We start from the raw sequence: 15527 nt of genomic DNA on the forward strand, positions 1-15527 counted from the left end.
ATAAAATAAAAATATAACTAAAGATGAATACACTTGGAAGCCAACTGATTTGCTCTGAAACATATAATGTTATTAAAGGCATGGATAAAGCAATCGGAATACCGAGGAACATCATATTCTCATTTCCATTTGACAAAATAAATGAATTATCTAGAGCAGCTATTTCTTCTAGTGTGTATTTTTCAATTTTATAACTACGAAATATAAACAGACATTGTAATAGAATTATTAAAAGAAAATATAATAATGTTAGCACTATTGGAAAGGGAGGTTTATAGAGTATTACAATCGTGACAAATGGAAATATAGATAATATTGTATTTTTTATTGAAAATTTTAATGTATTATTAATTAGATAATCCATTGCATTGTATTTTAAAACTAAATAATTTGATGTCATTAAATAACTTCTATTGAATATTTTAGAGAAAATCGAATAATTTAAAAAAATATTAAAAAAGGAAGGTGTGAATGCAAACAGTAATATAGTCAAAATAATCCCTATATTTTCTATTTTATTTATTAAAGGATAAATGACTACCACAATAATACTCATCGAAATATAGATAATATTTAACGTCATTAATGTTTTATCTTGCAGTAAGACTCTGTAGAAATTCTGTAAAATAAACGATGTTTGATATTGTTTGTTAACATTTAAATTTTTTCTTTATAGAAAAATACTTTGAAAAACTGCTCACTATCAATTTTTAGGATACACAGACAGGTTATTATAGTGCTTATTATGAAACAGCTCACCCAAACTGCATGCGCAATAAGTGTTGGTTCTTTCACTTCTAAATTAGCAGAATTATTTATTATTATATTTTCAATATTTTCAGGGAATGGAATGACTGTATAAAGATAGGTTGCTACACTTATTAATACCAGGCTCATAAACAAATCGAATATTATCTGATTTCTAATAATAATTTTGGTTATCAAGATACATAAAGTTAAAGAAAAGGATAAAGCAAAGTAGCCCAGCAAAATAAGAAATAAATAAACATTAAATTCCGTTATCGCTAATAGTAAAGTTCCTGTAATTATGTATGGAAGTGCGGCATAGAAAATAACGTTCTTAAACAGATCGATACATAAATATTTGATTAAAAAAGCCGATGATTGCTTGGGATTAATATGGTTTAATATGAGGGATAGTTCTTCCTTCATATCGTTAAGCTTTGATTCTCTATATTTAAATACTGTATATAATACAGAAAGAACAATCGAAATTACACCAGCTAATATTATATTTCTATTTAATGAATCGGAGATAATTAGTAATACTAAAAAATAAATTGTACTAAACATAAGAAAAGGAATAATGTTCACATATTTTGTCGAATTAATTAAAAAGTCAACTACTTTTTCTCTGTCTTTTGCTGTGAAAATCCCTAATATCCTAGCATATATAATTTTCAATTGTTCTTTCATAAATCGAAATGTATATAATTTTTTATATTTGTAGAACATCCTGTATCCTCCCAAAAGCGACAAATCACCTTGATACTCATGAAAATTAAGTACAGTAGGAATAAGAGCAAACTGCTTTCGCTGAATTTAACAATAAGAGTAGCTATGCAATTACTCATTTTGTAATAATCTATGTCCAATATTTTAAAAATTCAAATTATACACTAAATTTTCAGTCAATTAAAAAGTTTTTTATAATGGATAAGCAAAAATGATAAATGTCCAAATCCATTAAAAAAGAACCAACAAACGTAAGAGGTTATACAAAAAGCTTCATTTTAAACCAGAAGTAAGTGGAAAATAATAAATATATAAGCCAGTCAATATTTACAATCTACAATATATAACCAAGATCGAATCTAGATATGAAAAATTTAAGGGCAGACTTAACTATTAAAAGGTTTCTGTCACCTATACTGGTTATATGCAATTTTCAAATGGAAAGAGCCATATCTATGAGGTTATCACTTTTTGGCTCTTTCCATTTGAAATTATTAAACTGAAAATTGCAACACTATTAGTACATAGTGTTATATACTTACATGTAAGAGGAGTGGATATGAAAAACTACAGCTGAATTGCTTCGTACCTTCCTTTTTGCATAAGTACTTTTCCAATTGCAAAGCGGTATGCCATTATAATACTTGCTGCACCCAAACCAATGCCTGTTAGACCCATTAATACGCTGATCCATGCAGCATAGTCTAGAAATGCAAGTACAGTACTTGCTGCTCCAAAACTTAAGCCAGTCAGTCGAATAATATAATTGAACATAGTCTCAAAATTCATCCCAATATCACCTCTTTCTATTAGTTAATTCTTTTGAATTTGTTTTTTTTACTAATAAGTAAAACTTTTGTTCTACTCCCATATTTTACTATGAACTAAAAAAATTTCCTTGTCAATTATACTTTTTAAAATTTTTAAAAATTTCTTTAAATTCTGTTTCACAATGGAAAACATTTCCTTTACATGTTGCCTGCCAATTCTATAACAGACTTTTACTTCGAGTTATTACCCATGCGAGCGTACTAAAAAAGCTATTCTTTTGAGAAAGAATAGCTTTTTAATATGGGGGGGAAGTAGTTATAGTCATTGTTATTACTATTATTATATTACCTTTTAACAGTGTGACTTGATAAAGAATAGAAGGATATAAAGTGGTTTGTTTGTCATTATAAAACTTTAGCTAATATAATCATTGCTTTAATTGTTGTAAACGCTAAACTAAACTTAACACTTTTTGCTCAATAAAATTGAACAGTATAACCTATCAACTGTGCTTAGGTATAATAACTTTACAGTAGCGGCAGCCAGGGGGGGGTCACGGAGTGGAAAAGTGGATGATTTATAGTGAGATTATGCAATTAAAACAAAAAGGGTTTAGCATTGCAGCCATTTCTAAGAAACTAAACATCAGTAGAAATACGATTTACAGTTATATGAACATGACACCAGAAGAGTTTGATCATTGGATACATGGTTCAATGACAAGGTCCAAAAAACTAGATCCTTATCACAATACAATCTTAGGATGGCTAAAAGAGCATCAGGATCTATCTGGGCACAGGTTCATGATTGGTTAAAGGAGCATTATGAGCATTTCACCATTGGTGAAAGTACAGTCAGAAGATATGTGAGAGAGTTACGTGAAAGGCACATGATTCCTAAACAAACATCTTTCAGGAGCTATCAAACAGTAGAAGAACTTCCAATGGGCCACCAGGCTCAAGTTGACTTTGGAGAAACAACAGTAGCTAAACAAGATGGCACCCGTCAAAAACTATGGTTTATTGTCTTTGTGTTATCTCATTCGAGGTATAAATTTGTGAGGTGGTTAAACAGACCTTTTACGACAAGAGATGTCATTCAATCACATGAGGCAGCTTTTGAGTTCTATGGCGGAATGCCTCGAGAGCTCGTATATGACCAGGATCACTTGATCGCTGTCAGTGAGAATGCCAGAGATATTATTCTGACCAAAGAGTTTCAAGCTTATCAGCAGGTAAGGAAATTTAGCATTTATTTATGCAGAAAAAGCGATCCAGAAACAAAAGGCAAAGTAGAAAATGCCGTTAAGTACGTGAAATATAACTTTAGCAAAAACCGTATCTTCACCTCTTTAGAGGTGTGGGAAGAACAAAGCATGAGATGGCTAGAGAGAACTGGAAATCATAACGTTCATCACACAACAAAAAAGAGACCCTTTGAAGTGCACGCCCTAGAAAAGCAACACTTACAAAAAGTCTCAACTTCATTCTCTTTCGAGAATAACCTTACAACAAGTATAACAAGGAACATTCGCAAGGACAATGTCATTTCGTATGAATCTAATCGCTACAGCTCCCTACGGTACCTACAGACCTTCAAAAAGTAATGTCGCTTATTTGGAACGAACGGAGGGTGGTCGTCTTCTGATCAGACTATCTCCTGACGGAGAGATTCTGGCAGATCACAAATTAGCTTCTGGTAAGGGGGGGCAGTTAGTACAAGATCATACGCACAAACGAAAACGCTCAACAAAATTAACGGAATGGGAAAATGAAATCATCTCCCTATTCGAAGATGAGGAAAAAATAAAAGCGTTTATGAATCAGCTTAGAGAACGTTATCCGCGTCATATGGGAGATCAGTTGGCGATTCTTTGGAACCTTTTACAGCAGGAGCCTAAGATGGTGAACCAGGCTTTAGATAGAGCCATGGAGCTTAGATTGACGAGTGCCAACGATTTAAGGGATCTTCTTTACTCATTGATCCAGGAGACACCTTCTCAGAAAGTTGATACTAAAAGCTCCGAGTCACCTTACGCTCATATTGACGCTACGACAAGACAGGTAGATTCCTATATTGAGATTCTCAAAGGGGGGGACAGCCAGCATGACGCACCCCATGACACAGTTACAGGATATCTGTCGTTCATTAAGGCTGGCAGAAACCGCTAAGGAGCTACCTGTATTAATCAGAAAAGCAGAGTCTCATCAATGGACATATCATGAGCTACTTTATGAATTATTAAGATATGAGCAAATCAGTCGAGAGGAAAAACTCATTTCAAAGTTATTAAAATGGGCTCGTTTTCCCTATCAGAAAACATTGGATGAATTTGATTTAAAGGCCCAGCGATCAATCAGTACGAAGCAGCTAAAACAACTGCGTGAACTACTTTGGCTGGAGGAGCAATATAATTTGATTCTTCTTGGGCCACCAGGAGTAGGTAATTATCGAAAGTAATTGTTTATGAAAAGAAATAAGTGTATATCTCTAATTTCATCGAAAATATATGTTTATTTCTTTCCATAATTCGCCATAATAGATTTATTAATCTAGGAGGTGTTAAATGGAAACTCGAATTCCTATTGAAGAACTAGTTTCAAAAGTATTAACTGAATTAGAAAGGCTAAATTATGCATACAACACTATTTGTGGTTACCGTGCATTTTACAAAAGAGTTGTTGCATTCGCAAAAGAAAGGAATGAAATCAATTTTTCAGAAGTGTTAGGAAGAGACTTTTTAGAGGAAAAATACCATTGCACAGTTGACTATTATAAGAAAGCCATGCCCAAAGGGGGGGTAAAAGGGCCTATTAGAAGAATACGGGTTTTAGGTGATTACCAACTTCATGGTGTGGTAATCCGAAGGATTGTAAAAAAACCAGGTTATATAAAGCCAGAACAGTTTAGACCTGAACTTACTGCTTATGAGAAGGAGTGTGAAAATAACGAGTACTCCAAAAGAGGACTACGCACGCGTATGCAGCGTTTGTTCTTTTTTATTGATTATCTAGAGAATAGAAATATTCAAAAATCAAATGATATTACGGCAGAAATGATTTCTGATTATGTAAAAACCATTTACAGGTATCATGAAAAAAGTATTGCGTCTATCTTAACAACACTAAGGGTTTATTTAAGATTTCTCTATCTTAACCAATATACGGATGAAGATTTATCTTTTAAGGTCCCCCAAACAAAGTAAATATTATTATCCACCAGTTCCTTCTGTCTGGAATAAAGAAGATGTTATACGTATGTTGAAAAGTATAGATAGAGGAAATCCAACTGGAAAGAGAGATTATGCAATTCTGCTTCTGGTTGCCAAACTTGGCATAAGGGTTGGTGACATCAAATCCTTAAAGTTATCGGATTTAAACTGGAACTTAAAAACTATAGATATAATTCAAAGTAAAACGAAGAGTAGCGTATCATATCCAATTTTAAATGATATAGGTTGGGCATTGATTGATTACCTAAAAAATGCACGTCCTATCAGTGATTCTCCTTTCGTTTTTATCCGGATGAATGCACCCTATGAGTCTTTTGGAAAAGACGCTAATCTTCATAATATTATAACGAAATATACTAGACTTTCTGGAATTACTGTTCCAAATGGTAATAAGCAAGGTTTACACTCGCTTCGTCATACTCTTGCGAGTAATTTGCTTGAGCAAGGAACCCCCATTAACAGTAATCTCTGAGGTCCTTGGACATTTAAATTCTAAATCTACTAATGTTTATCTTCATACAGGTATGGATCGGTTAAGGAAATGTGCCATTGATCCAGAGGAGGAGCTAGAGAATGTCTAAGAAAACTGTTGTCTTTCAAAGTGTTCTTGGTCCACTGATTGATGGATATATAGAGGAAATGAAGTCTGTTGGCTATAAGTACAAAAAAGGCTCCTCTCTTTTGAAAAAATTTGATACTTTGGCTAGCAACGAAGAACTATTAAATGTAAATCTTCCAAAGGAATTAGTACTACTTTGGACTGAAAAAAGACTAAATGAGTCTATTAGTACTAGAAGCGGAAGAATCTCAATTATACGTGGTCTAGGAAAATATATGGTACGTCTAGGTTATGAAGCATACATTTACCCAGCTGCCACTATTACGATTGATCGATATTCTTATGTGCCATATATCTTTTCAGAAATTGAGTTAAAAAATATTTTTACCATATGTGACAATTATCCCTTCTCAGAGGTTTCTCCCAAAAGACATTTGATCTTACCTATTCTGTTCCGAATATTGTATGGTTGTGGTTTCCGAATATCAGAGGCGTTAAGTTTAAAGCTTAAAGATGTTGATTTGAATCAAGGTACCTTATTCATTCGGAATACGAAATTTGGAAAAGAGAGAAAAGTTCCAATGGCCGAAAACTTGACGAAACGTTGCCGTTTATATGTAGAAGAAATTCATCGACTGGAATCGAGTGATACCTTTTTATTCCCATCTCCTTACGGAGGACATTATAAAGAAAGTACGATATATAAACTATTTAGAGAGATTTTATGGAAGGCTGGAATTTCCCATAGTGGTAAGGGACCAAGAATACATGATATAAGGCATACTTTTGCGGTCCATTGCTTGAAAAAGTGGGTATTAAATGAAGAAGATATTACGAATCTCCTTCCCTATCTTTCTGCATTTTTGGGTCATGTTGATTTAAGAGGTACACAACATTACTTAAGGCTAACTGCTGATTTATATCCAAAAATTATAGAATCAGTTGAACAGAATTTTTCAATTTTAATACCGGAGGTATTGTTTGATGAAACAGACTGATTTTTCCAGGACACTTACACGATTTCTGTCCGATTATCTTCCGAGCCAACGTAATGTCAGCGTTAATACAATAAAGTCTTATAGGGATACCTTTAAACAGGTATTAAAATATTTCGATTTTGAATTGAATACTAAACCTGAGCAACTAACATTTGAAAAAATTAAGGCAGAAAAAATTAAAGACTTTCTCCTTTGGCTTGAAAAGTCGCGAAACGTAGGAATTAATACTCGAAACCAAAGATTAGCGGCCATTCATAGTTTTTACCGATATGCGCAATCAGAACATCCTGAAAACATATTTGAATGTCAAAGAATCTTAGGAATTCCCTTTAAAAAGAGAGAAAAAAAGACGGTGGAATTTCTCTCACAAGAATCTCTAAGGTATATATTGGAACAACCTGACATTAATAGGAAGAAAGGTCGACGAGATTTAACATTAATAGCAACTCTTTATGATACTGGGGCACGAGTACAAGAATTAATTGACTTGAAAGCAAGAGATGTCAGGCTTACAAAGCCTGCCACTATTACCTTAACAGGCAAAGGTAACAAACGAAGAAGTGTCCCTATTATGAATAAAACACGAGATCTGTTAGAGAATTACATGAAAGAAAACAAGTTATTGGAGAATGGTAAACAAGATTATCCACTTTTTTATAACAGTAATACGTGCCCATTCACAAGGCCTGGAATAACGTATATTTTGAAAAAGTATTTAAGACAAGCTAAAGAAGCTCATTTAGATGTTCTTTTCTGCGACAGATTGCATCCTCATATGATTAGGCATACAAAAGCTATGCATTTATTAGAGGCGGGAGTAAATCTTATTTATATAAGAGATTTATTAGGACATGTAAATGTAACTACAACTGAAATATATTTAAGAGCAAATACGGAAATAAAAAGAAAAGTATTAGAAGGCACGTATATGGAAGTTGTAACGCAAGATACCCCCCCTGTTTGGGACGAGGATACAGATCTATTAAAGTGGTTAGATGAATTTTGTAGATAGGAATTTAAATATTATGGAAAGATATTTGGCTTATCAAGCATGAATGTAAAGATTCATTTTAAGTATCTTTCCATAAGTTAAAACTTTCGATAATTTCCTGTTCCAGGAGCACCAGTCAATATCAAATTCTCTTTTCTATCGATAAAGTGTAGTAATTCAAGTGCGTTTCTATCAAGTTGTGGTGGAAATCGTATATGGTCACTCCATTGATAATCCTTTAATTCTTTTTCATTCATTAATTTTGCCTTTTTGATTAATCGCTCTCCTTTTGCGGCTTCCCGTAGCTCCAATTCTTGTTGAAATAATGCTGCTACGTACTGCTCTGGATTATCAAATGGGATTTTCTCATAAATATCCGCAATATATGCTAAACGTAGTGATTTGCATCTTGCTCTAATTAGGTCAGACATGTTCAACCTCCTCCTTTGACAGGGAATCACTCAAAGGCTGAAGGGAGTCGTATATGTTCCAATTCACGTCATAAGGGGGGGTTCGATTGAATCATGAAATGATTCTCTTTCTTCTTTCTCTATCGGTAATAATTCATAAAAACGGTCATCTATTTCCTGCATTTCATACTTTATTATTAAACTTACTAACCACTGGACTCGTTCTTTCCTTAGTTTCATAGAATCGATATTTAAGTAATGGCGATTCTGCCAGGGAGGTAAGGAAAATATCGTGAATAAACAATTGATCGCGGCTTCCTCATCCAATTTTTCAATATGGATTGCCATGGAATTTCTCTTGTTTGATTCATATATGGCCTTGGCCCTTTAGAAAGTAACTCTCCATGTTGAGAGATGACTTTAAAATGATCCCAGTACACAATTAAATATAATTTGTTATAGTGATAACTATTTGTTACGTGAACTGCCATGCCATCAATCGTTACTTCACCATATTTGTTAGCCGTTACCATAGTTTTTTTAAATACAGGGTATTCGGTTTCAGGTAATGCCAAACCATACTTCTTTTCTTCCTCCATTAAATCCGCAATAATGGTGCCTTTCTTATAATGTTTTCGTTGATGATCTTGCTTACAGTGCTCCTGTAATAAATCACGTAAGTGTGTTAAGTCTTGAATAACAGGTGATGGGGTGAAAAAGTTGTATCGGACATAACCTACCTTATTTTCTACATGTCCTTTTTCATTTCCTTTTCTTGGGTTGCAAGCTTGCGGATCAAATCCATAATGACTTGCAAAGCGTTGAAAAGCTTCTGTAAAGACAGTTTCTTGTTGCCGGCCTCTAGCATTACAACCGCAGCTGAAAGATTATCGAGACGAAGCTTTCTCGGGACATATCCCGCCTGTTCAAAAAGCATTTTAATGCCTTCCAAAAAACATTCCTGATTTTCCGCAAGTAAAGGTACAACCAACCCTCCATTGCTGTAAGGCAAACTCATAACCAAGCAATGAATATCTTTTACTTTTCCTTCCTGTACAACCTCCGTAACACCGAAATCTATTTGGGCTTCTGCAGGAGGATGTGTTAACCTTTCAAATTCTTCTTTCATTCCTTCGGTTTCATCCAATGTTTTATCTTTCCACTCTGCAATATAGTTACATACGGTTCGATAAGAACCTGGAAATTCCAACTTCTGTAATTGTTCAAATATAATTTTATTGTTTCTCCTCAATTTCTTTTTTAGAGCATAGTCCTCCATTAGCCAATCTGATACAATTTCTCCCCCCCACTTTTCCTCATACATCATTCCTTTCTTCGTAGGTGATTTTTCTTCAAGTAACTGATCTTCATCTGCATATTTTTTAACGGTTTCCCAACAAAAACCAGTACGTTTTGAAATTTCATTGATTGATAGTAATTTTATATTCCTTAATTTTTTGATATGATTAATTTCAGGCATTGCTAGCATCCTTTCACTTCTCCCACCATTAATTGATTAGACACTATTAACGGTAGGTTATTTTGAAGGGGGGGCTGGCAAGCCTTTTTTTATATGTGCAACCTTCTAAGATTTCGGTTGCAATACTCACTACTTTTATTATGCATTAAACACATGAATTACCTTCTCATGACCAATAAATGTTTTTACTACAGTTCTCATATTGTCATACGTAAAAGATCTTGGAACAAATTTTATATGCTGAATTAACTTTGAATGAGCATCTAACACACATACTTGTGTTTCAGATTCATAGACTCTTGCGAATCTATAGTTGCTAAAAGGTAACGTAAAGACTGCTAATGAGTAGCTCTTTATTTTTCCCTTGATTTCTAACTAAACTTCTCCCCAGTCAAATTCAATTTCTGCACCAGGCTCTGGATGTTTACGAATAAACACTTCTTTATTTTTCTTTGATATTTCGCTCACAAAATTTCTTATTGTTGTGTAACCAACAGTATGACCTTCTTTAAGTAAAGCCTCATGCATATCAATGATCTTCATCTGTTGTTTCCCCCCCATGTAATGATTCTTTTTCCACTCATTCTGAGCAATGAAATACTGGATTTTCTCTTGTATTTCTGTTGTTAAAACACGTTTCGGACTAACTCTATGCTTGTACTTTGGTGGGCTCGTAATTGACTCTGGAATCGGTAGATTCCTAACATCTTTTGATTGGCTTTCTTTAAACTCCTTTAAATACTTTCTAACTGTATTTCTACTGATCGGAAGTTCCTTTTCTATTTTTCTTTAACTCAACCCTTTGATATATAATTTAATAACATCCTGTTTTAGTTTCAAATCAATCACTCCATATTTTCCCCCTAACAAATAATCTTGTTAGGTTTATTTTCTATTAGAGTGGTTCATTTTTCAATTAACAATGTGGTTCACTTTTAAGTTAACATATACAACATATGGCGTTAGTGAACGACTTGCACATGTGGAATACGTATTAATAGAATTATTAATAAAATGCTTATAGTTAATTGGTTCGGAGACAGTTTCGTCTGTCTTTCCGTTGTCCTGCGTAACTTCTTCGGTGGTCTCTGTGGTGACATGCTGTGGTGACATTTGTGGAATAGCTTCCGGTAAAATTTGGATAATGTTAACTGACTTCTTTCGGCTTTTTCCGTACCAAGTCTTAGTTGTCGGTAACTTCTCTATCATGTTATAGCCTGCAAGGACGTTCATAATTCGTATAACAGTCCGCTTGGACTTGCCTATGACGTTGCCTATCTTTTCATACCTGGCGAAACTTACTCCGGTGATACGGAGACTAGAACGACCTAGAAACAATAGCGTATCTATAACAGACGTTGGCTCGTTGTTAGTCCGTAATATGTCTATGTACTGATAGATAACCTCGTCCATTTCTTTGGTTGTTTTAAAGGTTGCTAATGATTGTAATTCCGGTAGATTAATAGTTAAATATTGCATGGTGTAACTCCTCCGTATTATGACCGGAAGAAACTAACCAGTACATACGTTCTATTCGATAGATAGACTTGTCCAATTTACGACTTGTAATTTTTTTCGAAAAGTTGTATCGGGTTTTTCTCCGGTACTTCTTTTTTTGTCTTATTTTCGATACTTACTACGTAATCTTGAAATAGGTGAAAACTCTGCATGTTTCCGTTGTATATCTTCTGTTGTAAATTGGATATACTTCCTCGTTGTTTGTATGTCTGCATGTCCGGCTATACGTTGCAAAGAGAATACATCTCCGCCATTCATGATATAATCATGGCAAAACTGATGCCTTAGAGAATGCGGTGATAACCTCTTATCTATTCCGGCTAAATTTTTATAGTTGTGTAACCTTTTCCGGAAACTGTTCGGCATATACCTTTCGCCAAAGTTAGAAACGAATAAATATTCCGTATCAAAGTTCGCTTTAACTTCTTGCATTAACTCCATAACTAGCCGTAATACTTGATTCGATAACGGCAATACTCTAGGTTTCCGGTTCTTTGTTATCGCTCCTGGAAGTATGATACAACGGCTTTTAAAGTCTACATTCGATATTTTCATATCAAATAATTCTGATGATCTTATGCCGGTATCTAAAATAAGGTACATGGCGACTAAATCTCTAAATTGTGCGTAATATTCGATATTTGGTGTATTTAATAACCGCTTTATTTCCTCGTCCGTCAATGGTTTAAATGCGTCCTCTTCTACCTTTAATAACTTGATTCCGATAATTGGATTGCGTTTTATTATTTCCTCCTTGTGAAGTACGTTAAAGAACGATTTCAGTAATCGGATTTTCACGTTAACAGAATACGGCGATAAACCTAACTCGCGTGTCTTACGGATATAAAACTTTATAACCTCTTAGAGTTTTTTCTCGAAGTCCTTCCGATTGTTTCTGAGAATAAACGAAGTCGAACGCCTCCGATAACGTCATAGTTACCTCGTTACTTGTGATAGGATTAACACTTGTCCTACGTTGTACGATCTTCTTACCTTTTCGCAACAAAAAAAAGCCTCCCTCCCGATTAGATACGTAATAAATACGTAAATAAACGAGAAGAAGGCTTCTCAAAATATGGATATGAAACTGTGTGCTATACGTTTAGCTATCCGGAAGGCTTAACGCATGTAACCGTTGCTACATAAGGCTATAACGGCCCTAGCAGGATTCGAACCTGCGACACATCGTTTAGGAAACGAATGCTCTATCCCCCCCTGAGCTATAGGGCCTTAAAAACATTACAAGTGATATTATGAAAGAAGTAGATAAAAAAAGCAAGTTTTACTTTTCAAATAAATCTCTTAGCTCTTTAGATCTTAATGTTGCTTGCTCCAAACAGGCTATTATTGCCGCTTGAAAGCGATGCTCCGATAACGTATTAATCCCGGTTTCCGTTGTTCCACCAGGACTTGTTATTTTCTCTCTTAACACCTTTGGCGAATCATGTGATGCTTCTAACATTGCTGCCGCACCTTTGATGGTTTGAACCATAAGAGGCTTAGCGATCTCTTTATCTAATCCTTTTGCTTCTACAAATTGTTCCATAGCCTCTACCATATAATAATAGAAGGCAGGTCCACTACCGGCTAAGGCTGTAAAAGCATCCATATCTTCTTCCTTTATCACTATAGTTGTCCCAATCGAAGTCATCAACTTTTCAATTAAGTGAACATGCTCTGCACTAGCATACTTACCAGAAGTAATAGTCGTTGCTGATTGGCCAATCATTGCGGAAGTATTTGGCATAACACGTACTATTGGATTTTTTGTTGCTAATTGTTGTTGGATAAAGCCAGTAGAAATACCAGCTAATAAGGAAACAATAATCTTGTTTTCTGTTAACAATGACTTTATCTCTGCAATAGCTACTTTAATATCTTTAGGTTTCATTGCCAAAATAAGAATATCACTTTGCTCGATCACTTCTTTTTTATCTAGTGATGTCTTAATATGGTATGTTCCCTCTAACTCCAATAGTCTCTTTTGATTAGATCGATTCGTGGCAATAATTTGTTGTGTCGATACTATTTTATTTGCTGTCATTCCAGAAATGATAGCTTCTGCCATCGATCCAGCACCTAGAAATGCAATCGTCTCTCTCACTGATACCCATCCTTTATATAAAAATTAATGATTATAATATAGTATACTATAGTATAAAGTAATTTAGCCCAAAAAATTGTTATACAATGATAACAATTTTTTCAATCTATGATCTCCAACTTTGTGTTTGATTTATGGAGGAGGAGGAGGGATTCGAACCCCCCCCGCGGGCGATGAAGCCCCCCCTGGCGGTTTTCAAGACCGCTCCCTTCAGCCAGACTTGGGTACTCCTCCGTGATTACTGACGACAAATAATAATATAGCATAACAAAAACTCACAGTCAATAAAAAATTGAAAAAAGGTAATATTCTAAGCATGTTATTTCTATCTACTAGATATTGTTATAATTTCACGGGAATTGTTCAGCTGTTGACGGGAAATATGGTTGGCTTCGCGGGAAATATTACGCTGTTGACGGGAAATATTGGTTTTTCCCGTTTAGCGAAGCACTTTTCCCGTGAAGATATCCCTAACAATTTTTTCATGCTTAAAATAGTTTAAAGTTGAAGCAGTTCAACTAATTAAAGTTATTTAATTATAGTTTTGCCACCCATATAGGATACTAGAACGTCCGGTATTTTGATACTTCCATCTTCCTGCTGATAATTCTCCATGATAGCTGAAACCGTGCGTCCAATTGCTAAGCCAGAACCATTCAAGGTATGGAGAAATTCTGGTTTCCCCTTATCTTCACGGCGAAATCTGATTCCTGCCCGTCTTGCCTGAAAATCTTCAAAATTGGAACAGGAGGAAATTTCGCGATACGTATCATTACTTGGCATCCAGACTTCAATATCATATTTTTTTGCTGCTGTAAAACCTAAATCAGCCGTACACATACTCATTACACGATAAGGTAATTCTAGTAGCTGTAAAACCTTTTCTGCATGTCCTGTTAATTCCTCTAATGCCTGATAAGAATCTTCCGGTTTTACAAATTGAACTAATTCTACTTTATTAAATTGATGCTGGCGAATTAAACCTCTCGTATCTCTTCCTGCAGAGCCGGCTTCTGAACGAAAACTACCGCTAAATGCTGTAAATTTTTGTGGAAGATCTTCTGCCTTTAGGATTTCTCCCCCGGTAATAGTTTGTTACCGGTACTTCGGCAGTCGGTACTAAGAAGTAATCCCATTTTTCTAGTTTAAACGCATCTTCTTCGAATTTAGGTAATTGACCAGTTCCAGTCATGCTAGTACGATTCACCATATATGGTGGTAGCATTTCCTGATAGCCGTGTTGATCGGAATGGAGATCCATCATGAAGTTGATAAGGGCACGTTCTAATCTTGCTCCTAAGCCTTTATAAAAAACAAAACGGCTTCCAGTTACTTTAGCTGCTCTCTCAAAATCCAAAATATCTAATTCTGTCCCCCCCAAGTCCCAATGTGCTTTTTCCTCAAATGAAAAGGTTGGTATCTCTCCCCCCAGTTACGAACCTCCATATTATCATCTTCTGTCTCCCCCCCAATTGGAGTTGATTCATGTGGAATGTTTGGAATAGATAGCATGAGAATTTCTAGTTCTTCTTCTACTTGTTTTAGTTCCTGATCAATTGTTTTGATTCGATCACCAACTTCTCGCATTTCTACAATCATGTCATCTGCATTTTTCTTTTCTTTTTTCAATTGGGAGATTTGCTTCGACACTTCATTACGTTTTGCTTTAAGGTCTTCTGTTTCTGCAATCAGTTTTCTCCGTTTTTCGTCTAAATCCCCCAAACCGTCCTAAATCAGTTAAATCTTCTCCGCGATGAGCTAATTTTTCCTTTACCTCACCAAAATTTTTGCGTAACATTTTCATATCTAACATATAAAAACCCTCCAATAATAAAATATATTCTTAATTAACTAAACTGCGAAGTAACAAGTTGCGAAACTTTATAAAAGTTGTAGATGAGACTTAATCCGTCGCTGCGGAAAGCGAAGTAAATGGACGGAGCTTTTGCCATATACTCACCATACTTTCAAAATTGTCATTACGTCGC

18 protein-coding genes, 2 tRNA genes and 3 pseudogenes are annotated in these 15527 nt (G+C 34.8%); 8 read left to right on the forward strand and 15 right to left on the reverse strand.

From position 1 onward, the window contains the following. The 3 genes from JCM21714_RS21440 to JCM21714_RS10770 all read right to left on the reverse strand — a co-directional run. On the reverse strand, positions 1-256 hold a 256-nt coding region (locus tag JCM21714_RS21440; RefSeq protein ID WP_235182763.1), incomplete at its 3' end, for a hypothetical protein. Between the two features lie 401 nt (positions 257-657). After that, the gene (locus JCM21714_RS10765; protein ID WP_035724221.1) at positions 658-1476 is read right to left on the reverse strand and encodes a hypothetical protein; all 819 of its coding nucleotides are present in this window, start codon (positions 1474-1476) and stop codon (positions 658-660) included. 567 nt (positions 1477-2043) lie between these two features. Beyond that, positions 2044-2265, reverse strand: a complete 222-nt coding sequence (locus JCM21714_RS10770) for a hypothetical protein (protein ID WP_035724227.1) — start codon at positions 2263-2265, stop codon at positions 2044-2046. A 542-nt stretch (positions 2266-2807) separates the two neighbouring features. Between JCM21714_RS10770 and JCM21714_RS21445 the strand changes: the two genes are divergently transcribed. From JCM21714_RS21445 to JCM21714_RS10795, 8 genes and pseudogenes are all read left to right on the forward strand, one after another. Continuing rightward, positions 2808-3062: a helix-turn-helix domain-containing protein gene (locus JCM21714_RS21445; RefSeq protein ID WP_235182764.1), complete on the forward strand. Its 255-nt coding sequence runs from the start codon at positions 2808-2810 to the stop codon at positions 3060-3062. Continuing rightward, positions 3011-3853: an IS21 family transposase gene (gene istA / locus JCM21714_RS21450; protein WP_235182765.1), complete on the forward strand. Its 843-nt coding sequence runs from the start codon at positions 3011-3013 to the stop codon at positions 3851-3853. The genes JCM21714_RS21445 and istA overlap by 52 nt, the downstream gene beginning before the upstream one ends. Positions 3854-3863: 10 nt before the next feature. Further along, on the forward strand, positions 3864-4418 hold the full coding sequence (locus JCM21714_RS21455) for a hypothetical protein (protein ID WP_235182766.1): 555 nt from the start codon (positions 3864-3866) through the stop codon (positions 4416-4418). Then, positions 4354-4692: pseudogene (locus JCM21714_RS10780) on the forward strand (ATP-binding protein); the annotation flags it as partial. The gene JCM21714_RS21455 and the pseudogene JCM21714_RS10780, both read left to right, overlap by 65 nt. Positions 4693-4813: 121 nt before the next feature. Beyond that, positions 4814-5452, forward strand: coding sequence for a site-specific integrase (locus JCM21714_RS21460; protein ID WP_235182768.1), 639 nt, complete (start codon positions 4814-4816; stop codon positions 5450-5452). Positions 5453-5504: 52 nt separating this feature from the next. Further along, positions 5505-5951: a tyrosine-type recombinase/integrase gene (locus JCM21714_RS21465; RefSeq protein WP_235182769.1), complete on the forward strand. Its 447-nt coding sequence runs from the start codon at positions 5505-5507 to the stop codon at positions 5949-5951. Between the two features lie 101 nt (positions 5952-6052). Next, positions 6053-7036 (forward strand): tyrosine-type recombinase/integrase, encoded by a 984-nt coding sequence (locus JCM21714_RS10790; RefSeq protein ID WP_035724231.1) that lies wholly within the window; start codon positions 6053-6055, stop codon positions 7034-7036. Next, the gene (locus JCM21714_RS10795; RefSeq protein WP_035724233.1) at positions 7023-8048 is read left to right on the forward strand and encodes a tyrosine-type recombinase/integrase; all 1026 of its coding nucleotides are present in this window, start codon (positions 7023-7025) and stop codon (positions 8046-8048) included. Before JCM21714_RS10790 ends, JCM21714_RS10795 begins: the two co-directional genes overlap by 14 nt. A gap of 77 nt (positions 8049-8125) precedes the next feature. On the opposite strand, the gene JCM21714_RS10800 is transcribed toward JCM21714_RS10795, so the two are convergent. From JCM21714_RS10800 to serS, 12 genes and pseudogenes are all read right to left on the reverse strand, one after another. Then, a complete protein-coding gene (locus JCM21714_RS10800; protein ID WP_052000519.1) occupies positions 8126-8458 on the reverse strand; it encodes an ATP-binding protein in 333 nt (110 codons plus the stop codon). 63 nt (positions 8459-8521) lie between these two features. Next, the gene (locus JCM21714_RS21470; RefSeq protein WP_235182770.1) at positions 8522-8677 is read right to left on the reverse strand and encodes a hypothetical protein; all 156 of its coding nucleotides are present in this window, start codon (positions 8675-8677) and stop codon (positions 8522-8524) included. 11 nt (positions 8678-8688) lie between these two features. Continuing rightward, positions 8689-9036, reverse strand: coding sequence for a hypothetical protein (locus JCM21714_RS21475; RefSeq protein ID WP_235182771.1), 348 nt, complete (start codon positions 9034-9036; stop codon positions 8689-8691). A gap of 149 nt (positions 9037-9185) precedes the next feature. Next, the gene (locus tag JCM21714_RS21480) at positions 9186-9926 is read right to left on the reverse strand and encodes a transposase (RefSeq protein WP_052000521.1); all 741 of its coding nucleotides are present in this window, start codon (positions 9924-9926) and stop codon (positions 9186-9188) included. 147 nt (positions 9927-10073) lie between these two features. Then, positions 10074-10700 (reverse strand): annotated as a pseudogene (locus JCM21714_RS24750) (transposase); the annotation flags it as partial. 129 nt (positions 10701-10829) lie between these two features. Then, complete coding sequence (locus JCM21714_RS10810) at positions 10830-11396, reverse strand: hypothetical protein (RefSeq protein ID WP_035724236.1); 567 nt, start codon at positions 11394-11396, stop codon at positions 10830-10832. Positions 11397-11537: 141 nt separating this feature from the next. Further along, positions 11538-12233, reverse strand: a complete 696-nt coding sequence (locus JCM21714_RS10815) for a tyrosine-type recombinase/integrase (RefSeq protein ID WP_052000522.1) — start codon at positions 12231-12233, stop codon at positions 11538-11540. A 37-nt stretch (positions 12234-12270) separates the two neighbouring features. Then, the gene (locus JCM21714_RS21485; RefSeq protein ID WP_235182772.1) at positions 12271-12441 is read right to left on the reverse strand and encodes a hypothetical protein; all 171 of its coding nucleotides are present in this window, start codon (positions 12439-12441) and stop codon (positions 12271-12273) included. Between the two features lie 148 nt (positions 12442-12589). Further along, positions 12590-12665 (reverse strand) — tRNA-Arg (locus JCM21714_RS10820). Positions 12666-12717: 52 nt separating this feature from the next. Continuing rightward, entirely contained in the window at positions 12718-13539 is an 822-nt protein-coding gene (gene proC / locus JCM21714_RS10825) for a pyrroline-5-carboxylate reductase (protein ID WP_035724239.1), read from the reverse strand. A gap of 135 nt (positions 13540-13674) precedes the next feature. After that, positions 13675-13773, reverse strand: a tRNA-Ser gene (locus JCM21714_RS10830). A gap of 294 nt (positions 13774-14067) precedes the next feature. Further along, a pseudogene (serS, locus tag JCM21714_RS10835) lies at positions 14068-15352 on the reverse strand (serine--tRNA ligase). Positions 15353-15527: the final 175 nt, after the last annotated feature.

Origin of the sequence: Gracilibacillus boraciitolerans JCM 21714, from assembly GCF_000521485.1 — a bacterium.
GTDB classification, from domain to species: Bacteria; Bacillota; Bacilli; order Bacillales; family Amphibacillaceae; genus Gracilibacillus; species Gracilibacillus boraciitolerans.

Coding starts and splice junctions, on each gene's coding strand:
- JCM21714_RS21475 (WP_235182771.1), bottom strand. CDS start 9,036: ATGGAGGAAGAAAAGAAGTATGGTTTGGCATTACCTGAAACCGAATAC.
- JCM21714_RS10800 (WP_052000519.1), bottom strand. CDS start 8,458: ATGTCTGACCTAATTAGAGCAAGATGCAAATCACTACGTTTAGCATAT.
- JCM21714_RS21480 (WP_052000521.1), bottom strand. CDS start 9,926: ATGCTAGCAATGCCTGAAATTAATCATATCAAAAAATTAAGGAATATA.
- JCM21714_RS10790 (WP_035724231.1), top strand. CDS start 6,053: ATGTCTAAGAAAACTGTTGTCTTTCAAAGTGTTCTTGGTCCACTGATT.
- JCM21714_RS21460 (WP_235182768.1), top strand. CDS start 4,814: ATGGAAACTCGAATTCCTATTGAAGAACTAGTTTCAAAAGTATTAACT.
- JCM21714_RS10810 (WP_035724236.1), bottom strand. CDS start 11,396: ATGCAATATTTAACTATTAATCTACCGGAATTACAATCATTAGCAACC.
- JCM21714_RS10765 (WP_035724221.1), bottom strand. CDS start 1,476: ATGTTCTACAAATATAAAAAATTATATACATTTCGATTTATGAAAGAA.
- istA (WP_235182765.1), top strand. CDS start 3,011: ATGGCTAAAAGAGCATCAGGATCTATCTGGGCACAGGTTCATGATTGG.
- JCM21714_RS10770 (WP_035724227.1), bottom strand. CDS start 2,265: ATGAATTTTGAGACTATGTTCAATTATATTATTCGACTGACTGGCTTA.
- JCM21714_RS21470 (WP_235182770.1), bottom strand. CDS start 8,677: ATGAAACTAAGGAAAGAACGAGTCCAGTGGTTAGTAAGTTTAATAATA.
- JCM21714_RS10795 (WP_035724233.1), top strand. CDS start 7,023: ATGAAACAGACTGATTTTTCCAGGACACTTACACGATTTCTGTCCGAT.
- JCM21714_RS21465 (WP_235182769.1), top strand. CDS start 5,505: ATGTTGAAAAGTATAGATAGAGGAAATCCAACTGGAAAGAGAGATTAT.